The sequence below is a fragment of the Glaciecola sp. 33A genome, assembly GCF_002836745.1.
Lineage (GTDB): Bacteria > Pseudomonadota > Gammaproteobacteria > Enterobacterales > Alteromonadaceae > Glaciecola.
In genome coordinates this window covers 79,210-91,562 of record NZ_PJAR01000035.1, presented here as the reverse complement: position 1 = coordinate 91,562, position 12,353 = coordinate 79,210, and the positions used below count along the sequence as shown (strand labels likewise).

Annotated in this window: 9 protein-coding genes; 5 read left to right on the top strand and 4 right to left on the bottom strand. The window is 40.5% G+C overall.

The annotated features are described in order from the left end of the window. Positions 1–258 precede the first annotated feature (258 nt). The 3 genes from CXF81_RS06720 to CXF81_RS06710 form a co-directional block, all read right to left on the bottom strand. Positions 259–753 carry a hypothetical protein gene (locus CXF81_RS06720; protein WP_101180597.1) on the bottom strand — a complete coding sequence of 165 codons (495 nt, stop codon included), beginning with the start codon at positions 751–753 and terminating at the stop codon, positions 259–261. A gap of 184 nt (positions 754–937) precedes the next feature. Continuing rightward, entirely contained in the window at positions 938–1,606 is a 669-nt protein-coding gene (locus tag CXF81_RS06715; protein WP_101180596.1) for a hypothetical protein, read from the bottom strand. 452 nt (positions 1,607–2,058) lie between these two features. Beyond that, on the bottom strand, positions 2,059–4,095 hold the full coding sequence (locus CXF81_RS06710; protein ID WP_101180595.1) for a hypothetical protein: 2,037 nt from the start codon (positions 4,093–4,095) through the stop codon (positions 2,059–2,061). Positions 4,096–4,623: 528 nt separating this feature from the next. Between CXF81_RS06710 and CXF81_RS19825 the strand changes: the two genes are divergently transcribed. Together CXF81_RS19825 and CXF81_RS06705 are read left to right on the top strand one after the other, a co-directional pair. Next, positions 4,624–4,773 carry a hypothetical protein gene (locus CXF81_RS19825; RefSeq protein ID WP_157825514.1) on the top strand — a complete coding sequence of 50 codons (150 nt, stop codon included), beginning with the start codon at positions 4,624–4,626 and terminating at the stop codon, positions 4,771–4,773. A 792-nt stretch (positions 4,774–5,565) separates the two neighbouring features. Continuing rightward, positions 5,566–7,371 (top strand): acyl-CoA dehydrogenase, encoded by a 1,806-nt coding sequence (locus CXF81_RS06705; RefSeq protein ID WP_101180594.1) that lies wholly within the window; start codon positions 5,566–5,568, stop codon positions 7,369–7,371. A gap of 23 nt (positions 7,372–7,394) precedes the next feature. Here the strand turns inward: CXF81_RS06705 and CXF81_RS06700 are convergent, their stop codons facing one another. Beyond that, a complete protein-coding gene (locus CXF81_RS06700) occupies positions 7,395–8,669 on the bottom strand; it encodes a TetR/AcrR family transcriptional regulator (RefSeq protein WP_101180593.1) in 1,275 nt (424 codons plus the stop codon). Positions 8,670–8,920: 251 nt separating this feature from the next. On the opposite strand from CXF81_RS06700, the gene CXF81_RS06695 reads away from it, so the two are divergent. From CXF81_RS06695 to CXF81_RS06685, 3 genes are read left to right on the top strand one after another with little or no spacing between them, the layout of a single operon-like run. Then, a complete protein-coding gene (locus CXF81_RS06695; RefSeq protein ID WP_101180592.1) occupies positions 8,921–10,753 on the top strand; it encodes a class I adenylate-forming enzyme family protein in 1,833 nt (610 codons plus the stop codon). Positions 10,754–10,790: 37 nt separating this feature from the next. Beyond that, on the top strand, positions 10,791–11,255 hold the full coding sequence (locus CXF81_RS06690; protein ID WP_101180591.1) for a MaoC family dehydratase: 465 nt from the start codon (positions 10,791–10,793) through the stop codon (positions 11,253–11,255). Positions 11,256–11,278: 23 nt separating this feature from the next. Beyond that, positions 11,279–12,199: an SDR family NAD(P)-dependent oxidoreductase gene (locus tag CXF81_RS06685; RefSeq protein WP_101180590.1), complete on the top strand. Its 921-nt coding sequence runs from the start codon at positions 11,279–11,281 to the stop codon at positions 12,197–12,199. Positions 12,200–12,353 lie beyond the last annotated feature (154 nt).

Genomic DNA, 12,353 nt, shown 5'->3' with positions numbered 1-12,353 from the left:
AATCTAAACAACAGCGGTCATTGCCCATCCAAATTTCTACGTGAAATTTAAGCCGCGAGCACGAGTTTAAGGCAGAAACCTATCAAGTTTATTAAGAGTATTTATTTTTTAACTCTAGGGAGTGTAAGACCTACAATACCTAAAACACAGATAACCAGTGTTGAAGGTTCTGGTACAGATGCAGAAGCAATACCACCATCACGAACAGCCCAAACCCGAGCTAATTATTGTATCAACTGCATTTTGCTCTACACGAGCTTAGCCTAAGCCTGTAGTGTAATATCCAAACTCCGCTGTGGAAGGAATCATTAATGTCCCTGACCAGTATTGGACTGTAAGCTTTATGTTTTGGAAAAGGTAATAATTCTCGTTCAGGGTATAACTGGTAACTGGTTGAGGTATATCTTTAAAGCCTAAGTTAATCATAAACATGTAAGCTAGTTCATTTTGAATGCAGTCATAATCGTACCCAACCCCATTTTCACAAGTATCGTTGGGCTGGGCTACTTTGTGCAACCTCCAATCATCAAATCCGCCATAGCTGAGTTGTTCAGCCCATATGTTAGCTTCATCAAAGCTCATTCTGCCGTCATCATCATAACCAGAGGTTTTAGCGTAGTTAGCATCAGCAAGCCATATAATACCTAGCACATTATCATAAATCATACCGTCACTACTATCGAGCAAAGCTGAATTAGCTATTGAAGCTGAGCTTAGTAACAAGCTAAGCAATAAAAATCTTACATTTCCCAAATACTACTCTCTCTATGCCGTCTTAATCAGCCTTTCAAATCAATGCGTTTATTTAACTTTTCAGGGAAACAAGTAATCCCAGACACAATTACTTGTTTTTGATAAGTCAATATAAAGAAAGATAAAAGTTAGCCACTTTAGTGATTATCAAAAATACTAAAAGTGGATAACTAAAAAAAATAGATTACAGGTGTATTTTTGGCTTTGAAAAAAACCTCAGAAACCTAGCATTTAACTTTATTCGACCAAACCCAATGACGAACAAGCTCAGAATAAACAAAGCAATTGCACTTGGCTCATTTACTTTTGTGTAAACCCAATGACCAGTTATTGCAACGTTCCCACTCGCTCCCTCGTCAGCAGATGTTTTAGGGTGAGTACTGAAGGTAGGCGAGCTGGACAAACTACAATCGACTCCATCACTTGAAATTTGATAACATCCGCCGTCAACCTGAGCGCTGAGGGCTTCGTCTATATTCAATGGGTCTTCTTCTCGCAGCCAGCCATGCCAAATGTTACTAATAAGACCAACGCTAAGCGACGGCCCTGACCCTAGGAAAATTGAATTAACAAACGAATCTCCTGAGTTTTCAACAATCACACCAGAGATTAGTTCATTAATACTAGCAAAATCAAACATCTTCGTAAGTTCATCAGAAGACGCCCAATATTCTCGTGCACATGGCTTCGATGTACACTCTAGACGCCCATTTTTATCGTACCTAGTGGATATACTGTTCCAAGATTCATTGGTAGCTTTGAACGACCAGTCCTTAGATTTAATTATTACAGCGTTTGCGTGTGATGCTAAAAATAAAATAGAAAAAGCGAGAATGATTGAAATCAATTTCATGTAAGTAAATTCCTTTTAGTAATGACAGAGCCACAAAAATTTGCGGTTCAATAAATGTTTAACACCAGTTAACTGCTATTTTTAATTATGATTTAGCTTTGTTTGATATAAGCAATTATCGAGCCGATAAAAATAATATATAAATAACAAAAGCTTGCGCCATCCTCAATACTGCATTACTGGTTTAGACTCAAGGAGTGTAAAAGTAACTGACACCTATAGAAGACGGATCAGTCGCACGACTAAGTTAAATTGGATTACAAAAAATCAGCTACAAAAAGTTAATATATAGAGCTAGGGCGGCGCAGTGTTAACTGATGGCGTTACATTTAGTGTCACGATATCGGTTTAGCGACATTCCCTGCTAAATCCATATCACTTGTACGTTCCCGTTTTCCTGTATCTACTGAAACTGTTGGCGTGATCGTTTTAATATCATGACGACTATCTATTCACGTTCCAGTAGGCGCAGAAAGAGGATCACCAACATTTAAGTTGTATGTAGTTTGGGCTGCGCTAATATATAAGTCTGGTGTCGTCGTGCCTGGTGTTAAAGAGCCAGTATTGTTTAATGAGATAGTAACCGTATCACGCGAACTTAGTCCTTCGGTGTCTGTAACTTCAAGTTCAAACACCATGTCCGTTGCTTCAGCGGTAATAGTTGTATCTTCGACCGCTTTAGGGGTAATCTGATAAGCGATAACTAGAGGGGGGCTATCGTAGTTTCCACGTTGCCCCGCACCGTTGAGTGCGATAAATAATCGGTTATTTATTGGATCGAAAGTAGAACCAAGTGGTTGATGATCAGATCCATCATCAAACGGATGTGACCACTTACCAAACGCAAACGGACGAGGACCGTGTGGGTTTGTCGCATTAACTGCATCGGCAACATCAAACAACCAAAAGTAGCTGTATATATCAGTTGATACAAAAGAACAACCACCGCCACACAATTTGCCTGTATCTAGTTGTGTTATCTTATAGCCAGAACCAGTATCTAAACCTGCTTGTTGACCAATTGCTAAAAAGAAACTGGTATCAGGTATGAATACTGCACCTTTTGCTTTTGCGCCACTACTCCATAGCGGATCAGGATCTATTATATAGTCAGATCCATTAGGCGCAAGCTCTGTTGTTGGCCCTGCAGGGTAACTAATTATAGGTGTACTAGGTATTTTAGGGTCTACTGTTAAGTCAGCGTCAACTGCGTCTTGAGGGTCAAAAACATACAGTGACGGCCCTTGTGAATAACGACCTGTGATTGAGTAGTTAGACGCCCAACCTGCATAGTGAGTGCCGCCAAGCAAACCTTGTAAACTGACAGGTATTTCACCCATATAACCAGCCGCTTTTGCAGCACCAGCCAGTTCCAACAAACCTTTATTGTTTGCGGTTGCTATACTATTGGCATTATCAAAAATTTGCAGATTACTAGGGTTAGTTGCTGACGCATTATAAAAAGCCTCACTTGATACTAACAAGTTACCATTAAATTCAAGAATACCGTCTATAGTATTAACTGCGGTTGGATTAAGCGTGTTAGCAGCTAATACATTATAGTAAGGCTGCAATACAGTAGCAGCAGGAATGGTCTGTACGTCATTACTTAGAGAAAGATTGATTGGTACTTTAAATTCCGCAATTCCCCCGTTTCTACCTGACATATACAAGCTATCATTTACTGCGTTGTATCCTAATGCGCCAGATGAAAAGTTACTGTTACCATCTGGCTCATTAGGATTTTGTGACTCAACCCGCATTGCACCTAAGTAAGTAATATCAAAAAGTTTACTGAGTGACCTAGGTATTACTTGTTGAGTAACCGTTGAAAAAGTTTCTGTTTTTGCTAAATCTTGAGCAAAAGTTGAACGGTTTGTAATCTGTGGTGCAACAAACGTAGGTGTTGCTATGTGCGCATTATCTAATATAGCGTATAAACCGCTAATTTGCCGCCAGCTATAGCTTGCAATACCTGTATCATCTGTAGATCCGAGTCCATTTAACTTTACGGTATCACTTGTATTAACGCTAGTCTGATTAGCCCCCGCATTAGCTGTAGGAATAAGGTTAGAGCCTCCAGCAACATAAGTTAACGTGATAGAGTCCGTTGATGTAGCGCCTTCATTATCAGGCAACGTTAGCGTAAATACAGTAACTTCATCGGAAACAGTAACGGGTATATCTACTGATGCTACTGCGCTATTAGCACTAGTTATAGTTAGTGCTGTACCATCAGATTGAGTCAAAGTATACCTTGATATACTCCCATCTGAATCAGTACCACTACCTTGTATAGTTACTTCTTCTTGCTCTTGAGATTTAATATCGCTTCCAGCGTTAGCAATAGGTGCTATATTTGTTGGGATATCGGGTACGCTATTTGATTCTCCGCCACCACATGCTGGCAGCAAAGCTGCCAGCGAGAGTATTAACAAAGATTGAGTTAAGCTTTTTTTTAAGAAATCATTTGGTTTATATTGAAGCAAAATTAGAGTCCTTCTAATTGATTGTTTTGCAATATCGAGATAGAGAAAAATATAGGAAGGATTCCTTTTTTACTTTCTATTTCTATTTCTATTTCTATTTTAGATAAATAGCACACTTCATTGCAACAAAAGTCTCTCAACGACCCTTAATAGTGTGAACGATTAAACAAGCTTTTTTTGCATGAATGTGCATGTTTAATTTCTATGGAAAGAAGTTAAACACATTGTCAGGAGTTTTAAACTGACCTTAGCTTAGATTAATTACCAAGTGAATCACTCAGCATTTGCCTAAATCCACTTAAAAGTAAAATGATTATTTTCGCGCCAAACAATACATTTTTTGTCATTTTTTCATTCATAAAACGATCGATTTTATGGCAAAAGTTAGCGCCCTGAGACACATTCCAACAGGCAGTGTTAATTTGCATCCTCAGTGGGTCAATTACTGATGCAAATTAACATGAAAGGCTAGCAAGAGGTTTATGGGTCTTTCTCAATAGCTCTCTGTTGGATAAATGCTTTCGGAAAGTGAACGGCCACACTCAAGTTAACGCAACTGATTTACGAACTGTGCGCTATCCGACGCGTGAACAACTGATAAAAATAGGCAGTGCCTTTCAAGGTGAAGAGTTCAATCAAGTGCATGCTGATGATGTTGTTGAGGTGGCAATTAATTGAGTGATGTTTGAGATAAATTAATTGATGAAAAAATCTATATAAACCATTATATTTTTGTTTACTTACGGATATTCTCTTTGGTAAAAAGCAGTTCTTCAATACCGAGCAGCCTGAGGTCTGCAGCATTCTCAATGCCGCCCTTTTATCGATTTTTAGGACAGTGTACCTTTTCGAATGAAGGTACATGCAACATAGGTGAACTATGCAGCACAAGTATATTTTCACATTTGTAACAGTTCTTATTTCTCTCGCCAAACCGAGATTAAGTTTGGTAGCATTTGTATACACAAGAAAAACTGGCCGGCATTGAAAACTCGACAATAACCCTAACTAATTACTCTAAGGAATGGAGGAGGGATGGCAACAAAAGATAATCATTTTATTCCTCAATGGTGTCAAACGGGTTTCATGAGTGAGCGTAATAATCAGCTCTGTCACCTAACACCAAAAAATATACATTTACCAAGCGGCGAATTGAAAAAAGTTAAATGTTGAAAATGGTACACACCTGCACAAAAATTCTACTAAATCGGGGGAAGATCACTCTTGATAACCTACATTAATGTTACCAAAACACAACGGGGAAGTTGACGGAAATCAAACTTGTGAGGTGGATTAAAAGCTCAATGCCATTTGTGGGACAGTGTTAAATGCAAATTAACACTGATAAATTCAATTTACTGACTCCTTTAATCCTTAAATCTTCAGTCCTACTGTCACCTGCGTGACAACAATTTTGTAAAATAATTATAAAGTACACGATATACAACAAAACCTATTGGAATTAATCCTATGCCAGCACCTATTGTTAGTCGCAGAGACATCGAATTCTTTTTGTATGAAATGTTTGATATTGAATCTTTAACAGACCGTGAGCGTTACAAAGATCATGATCGTGAATCCTTTGATGCGGCGATCAATATTGCTCAAGCTATCGCGGAAAAGTATTATCTGCCCATTCAACATAAAGTGGACAGTAACGAGCCTACGTTTGATGGGACCAACGTACATTTGATACCTGAGATAAAAGCCGGTCTTGATGCGGTTATTGAAGCGGGTTTAACTGCCCCGACAAGTGACTATGAGTCAGGCGGTATGCAACTGCCTTTAATTGCAGCGAGTGGCGCTTTTGCTTACTTGTCGGCAGCGGGAAGTACTAGCCTCGGTTATATTTCATTAACCCACGCAAACTGTAATCTAATTGAAGCACATGGTACTCCTGAGCAAATTAAAAAGTGGGTTGCACCACAGCGAGAAGGGCGCTTTTTTGGCACCATGGCAATGACTGAACCAGGCGCAGGTTCGGGCTTGGCTGACCTTACAACGTCTGCTACTAAAGAAGAGGACGGTACCTATCGAGTGCGCGGTAATAAAATTTGGATATCAGGCGGTGACCACGACCTTTCCGAGAACATTGTCCATTTGGTTCTAGCGCGAATAAAAGGCGCGCCAAAAGGCGTAAAAGGAATTTCATTATTTATTGTACCTAAATTTTTGGTCAACGAAGATGGCAGTGTTGGTGAGCAAAATGAAGTCGCTTTAGCGGGTTTATTCCATAAAATGGGCGGACGCGGACACACCTCAGCAGCGTTGAGTTTTGGTGAAAAAGACGGCGCGATTAGTTATCTCGTTGGGGAGGAAAATAAAGGCTTGATGTACATGTTTCATATGATGAATGAAGCGCGTATTTTGGTTGGAACGGGTGCAGCACTCACCGCCTTAACGGGTTTTCAATATTCGCTTGATTATGCAAAACAAAGACCGCAGGGCAGATTGTTGTCTGCCAAAGACCCTTTGTCACCGCCGGTAAACATTATTGAGCACCCCGATGTACGGCGCATGCTACTTATTCAAAAGGCCTACTCAGAGGGGGCGTACGCCTTATGCTTGTATGGACACTCATTAGCTGAGGATGAACAAACCGCAACAACTGAAGAAGCGCGTGGCAAAGCCTCAACTATACTTAACTTTTTAACCCCTGTTATTAAGAGTTGGCCCTCCGAATGGGGACCAAAATCGAATGATTTAGCCATTCAAGTCTTAGGTGGTCATGGTTACGTGAACGAGCATCCGGTTGAAATGTTTTATCGTGATAATCGACTCAATCCAATTCATGAAGGTACGACAGGTATTCAATCATTGGATCTGTTGCGTCGTAAAGTACCGATGAACGATTTTGCTGGTTACCACACATTTTTAAATGAAATGTACTCAACAGTCGAGAATGCGAAGTCGACGCCAAGCTTGCAGAAATTTGCTAATGAATTAAACGATGCCTTGAATAATATCAAGCAAGTAACAACAGCAGTAATGAACGCCGCTCAAACTAAGCATATTGATTTAGTATTCTCAAATTCAGTGAGTTACTTGAATATGCTTGGTCATGTGACTATCGCTTGGCTTTGGCTCAAGCAGGCCGACATCGCAACAAAGGCCCTTAAAGCTGACTTACATGTCGAAAATGAAAAGTTTTATAAGGGGAAGATCCAAGCAATGAAGTACTTCTATGCAAGCGAGCTTCCGTTAACGTATCACTGGGGTAATTTAGTGAAAAACATCGACAGCGCTAGTTTTGACACTCACCCAGATTGGTTGTAGTTCAAGCTTGGTTTTAGCTTAGGTCAAGTGGCGATGCCATTAAAGAATATATGAAAGAAGTCGGCTGAGTCTTGCATGATACTAAGCGGATTAATGGCATCACCCAAGTCTGGAATCGATTCAATAGCGCCGGCGATAATCGCCCCGGCAACAAGTAAGTCGGCGTTTTTAAGGCTGTTGTCGTTAATACCCAATTGAATAATGTCACCAAACATATGGCGGATTTTAGTGGTTTCAATTTCCATTTTGTGGCGTTTCTCACTATCCAACGACCACATGCGGGTATATCGAATTAAAGGACCCTGTTCTCCAGATTGAATGTTATACAATTGTTGCGCTGCATAAGCGAGCTTTTGTATACCAGTGCAATTTTCTTTAGCCAGTGCGTTTTGCAGTACAAAGCGTTCAATATCTATTGTGCGCTCAAAGCATTTGATTAAGAGGTCGTCTTTATTCTTTATATGGTAGTAAAAAGCACCTTTTGTCACGCCTAGTGATTGCGCTAGTTCGTCGAGAGAGGTGCCTTTAAATCCTTTTTGATTGAAGAAAATCGAGCCCATACGAAAAAATGCTTCTTGCTTGATACGGTTTTGTTCACTTCTATCAAACCCATCAAGAGTCGGATGTTGCTTGGGAAGTTCGATACTTGAAAACTGAAACTTGTCAGGCCCTGCGTGTAAACCATATTTAATAATAGATTCCCACTGCAAATAGGCACTTTCTTGATGTTCTTGTTCAACCGAATACAACCAAACCGGTATCCAAAAAATCGCGCCCCACATAGCACTTGCAGATTTAACCGGGTCTACTGCTTGAATGCTACCGTCAGTCTGCCCCTCATCAATAATTTCCATCACTTGGCGGACAAACGTTGTATATAGTTCAGATATTTCGCGCTGATGTTTAGCAGATAAAGACGAAATTTCAGTCAATCCGGCTAGATGTCCCCTGGTGCCGTTTATTATCCCGTGCCAGCAGTCAAAGTTTAATCTCAGCAACACTTCTATTTTGTTTATTGCTAATCCTTGAGTTGATTTCGCTTGTGAAATCATTGTTTGCAGTTCTATGCAGGTATTCAAATAGCACTGATAAACCAGTTCTTCTTTGTTTTTTGCATAATAATACAGGCTGGTTTTAGTGAGATTAAGTTTGCTCGCTATTTGGATAAGTGTCGTGCCGCGTGTGCCATGCACATTAAAAAGTTCTGAGGCTGCTGACAGAATGGTTTTATATTTTTGGCCATGTTGATTGGTCTTACTAAATGGGGAGCTTATTTTATTGTCATCCAAAAGAGGCATGATTGTTATTTTCACCTAGTCAAAAATTATACTCAAAGTTCAATTTTAAGTGTATGTGATAATTCGTCAATGTACAACGCACAATAATAGGTTCAAGCCAGACTGTTAATTTTTCGTCAACTAAATGTTAAAAGATACTTGAAAGACTTTAAAACATACTGTAAGTTCAAATTACAAGTGATTCGTTTATTAAAAATTGAATGGCATCAAGTAAATATAACCAGTTTTAAACGTTGCCTTAGGAAAATAAAATGCAATTGCAAAACCAAGATATTGTTGTCGATCAAGCGAATGCCAAAGCGGTTATTAGTGAAGTAGAAAAACTCACCGCGGCTGGCTCAGATTTTGAGGTTGTGGCTAAAGAGCGTGATGGTATAACTTATCCAGCTTTTGCATCTTTGCCGACATCATTAGGTGAAATGTATAAGGCGGCGGCCGATGCACACGCAAGCGCCGACTTTTTAGTGTATTTAAATGAACGCTACAGTTTTGCCAGACTACATAAGTTGGCGACCACCTTCAGTCACGTGCTTAGTCAAGAGTGCGGGGTAGGCAAGGGTGATAAAGTGATCATTGCTATGCGTAATTATCCGGAATGGATAGTGAGTTTTATGGGAATTACCATGATGGGCGCAGTCGCAGTGCCAGTAAATGCGTGGTGGAATGAGCACGAGTTTGCGCATGTAATTATACACAGCCAAGCAAGTTTGGTCATTGCAGACGATAAACGCTTCGATGTACTGAACAGTACTTTGCAACATCTCAAGGTTGCTTGCTTGATTGCAAGGCCAAACCAAGAACAAAACCAATCATTATGTTTGATGACTAAAATTAAACAATTCGTTGGTAATAGTTTTGATCTAGAAAAGCACCTTGAAACAGGCAAAAGCCTTGAGCGAAATGACAGCCCTGAGCGAAATGACAGCCCTGAGCGAAATGACAGCCCTGAGCGATCAGTCCAGCAGCAGGAGTTCAAGGTTGATAGCAATGATATTGCGACTATCTTCTATACGTCAGGGTCTACTGGAACGCCCAAGGGGGCCGTGTCTAATCATGAAAGCGTGTTAACCGCATTATATACTTGGTTGATGTTGGGCTCAGCGGCTGGCATCGCAAATGGCGCTGGCGACGAGGAACCCACATTCGCGCCAACAGCCCTGATAACTCTCCCCTTATTCCATGTGACGGGATGTCATACCTTATTTTTGTTATCTATGTTGATAGGCAGAAAAACCGTGATGATGCCTTATTGGGACGCAGCTATTGCGCTTAAGCTAATTGAGCAAGAACGAGTTACCTATTTCAACGGCGTGCCTACTATGTCGATGGAATTAATGAATCATCCTGACAAAGATAATTATGATTTGGACTCATTACTTGATATCTGTGCGGGAGGCGCTGCAAGGGCTCCTGAACATGTTAGAAAAATTAGCCAATTGTTCAAATCAGGCAATCCGAGTTGTGGATATGGATTAACAGAAACCAATGCGCTGGGCGCGGTAAACGGCCCAGTAGAATACTTGGCTAAACCAACCAGCGCAGGCTTGCCTACACCACCGATTGTTGATGTCAAAATTTTCAACGATGAAAATCAGCCTTTACCGCAAGGCGAGATTGGCGAAATTGCGATTAAATCAATATCCAATATTATTGGTTATTGGCAAGATGAAAAAGCCACGTTGGCGGCCTTTTCTAATGGTTATTTTAAAACCGGCGACTTAGGCTATTTAGATGAAGACGGTTTTATCTACATTGTTGATAGGATTAAAGATATCATTATTCGGGGTGGTGAAAATATATCTAGTCTTGAAGTAGAGAATGCAATTTATAAACATCCCAGTACCCTCGAAGCATCTGTGTTTGGACTACCTGATCAACGTTTAGGGGAGGTAGTTGGCGCTGTTGTTTGTGTAAATAATAGTGAGCCGCTCGATGAGCATAGTCTACAGCTATTTCTAGCTGAGTTGATTGCCCAATTCAAAGTGCCGCATAAAATTTGGTTAGTTTCACAAAGGTTACCCCGGTTGGGATCGGGTAAGATAGACAAGCGAACGTTAAAAGCACATTACCTGTCATTGACTTAAGCACTTCAACGTATCTAAAAATAAAGGATTTTAATTTATGGCAGTAACCATAAACTCTATAGCGTTAATCGATTATATTGGTAAGCAAAGCGGTGTCTCTCGTTGGTTTACTATTAGCCAAGAGCAAATAGATATGTTTGCTGACGCAACCCACGACCATCAGTTTATTCATGTCGATGTTGAAAAAGCAAAAGAAACACCTTTTGGTAGCACTATTGCACATGGCTTTTTGTCTTTATCATTGCTTTCAGCGATTGCTTACGACGCATCAATTAATCTTGAAAATACCATTATGGGGCTTAATTATGGTTTTGATAAAATTCGCTTTTTGCAGCCAGTTAAAGTGAATAGTAAAGTGAGAGGAAGCATGGTGCTGGTCGATGTCTTAGAAAAACGTCCGAACGAATTCTTACTAACTTGGAATGTAACGATAGAAATTGAATCAATAGAGAAGCCTGCATTAACCGCCCAGTGGTTAACTATGACAATAGTCTCAGCGTAAACAATGCAATTAAAGAGGACAGTATGAACATAAGATATGATAACCAAGTGGCAATCGTTACAGGTGCGGGAGCGGGTTTAGGCCGGTCTCACGCAATGGCACTCGCTGCGCGTGGAGCAAAAGTAGTGGTTAACGACCTGGGTAATGCAGATGGCAGCTTGTCACAAGGTGCATTAGACGTGGTCGCTGAAATTCAAAAAGCGGGTGGTGAAGCTATCGCCAATGGAGCCAATGTTGCGAACATAAAGCAAGTTCAGACTATGGTAGAAGAGGCAATGACCTTATGGTCGCGCGTTGATATTTTAGTTAACAATGCTGGGATCCTGCGTGATAAATCCTTTGGTAAAATGTCCATCGAGGACTTTCAGTTAGTGCTTGATGTGCATGTTATGGGCTCGGTTAATTGTACAAAAGCAGTGTGGGACATCATGAAGCAACAAAACTGCGGTCGCATTGTTATGACTACGTCCTCTTCTGGTTTGTACGGTAACTTTGGGCAGGCAAACTATGGTGCTGCAAAAATGGCGTTAGTGGGCTTTATGAATACGCTGTGTATTGAAGGCCAGAAAAACAATATTAAGGTCAATTGTTTATCGCCGACCGCGCGCACCGCCATGACGGAAGAGTTAATTGAGGATAAACGTGTTTTGGAACTAATGACCGTTGAATCAGTAACCACAGCCTTACTTGCTTTAGTGGCTGAGAATGGTCCAAACCGTGCTATTTTGGGTTGCGGGGCAGGTGGTTATGCCAGAGCCGTAATCAAGGAAACTGATGGTATTTATCTTCCCCCCGATCAACAAACACCTGAGAATCTATTAGCAAGCTGGGATGCGCTTGAAGACCAAAGTAAGTCAGAAGAACTAGTCGCTGGTTGGATGCAAACTAATAAATATGTAGCCAAAGCTGCTGCGTCTTTAGGTATTAATTTAGCCAAAGGCTAAAGGGTAAATGGTAAACGGTAAAGGGTAAAGGGTAAAGGCTAAAGGGTAGGTGAAGCGCTCTGAATTTTTAGGGCGCTTTACTCAATACTGATTTTGTATTCAACAAAATACATGAACCCATTGCTTGAGTATAATCATTCAGCCAAAAACTAGC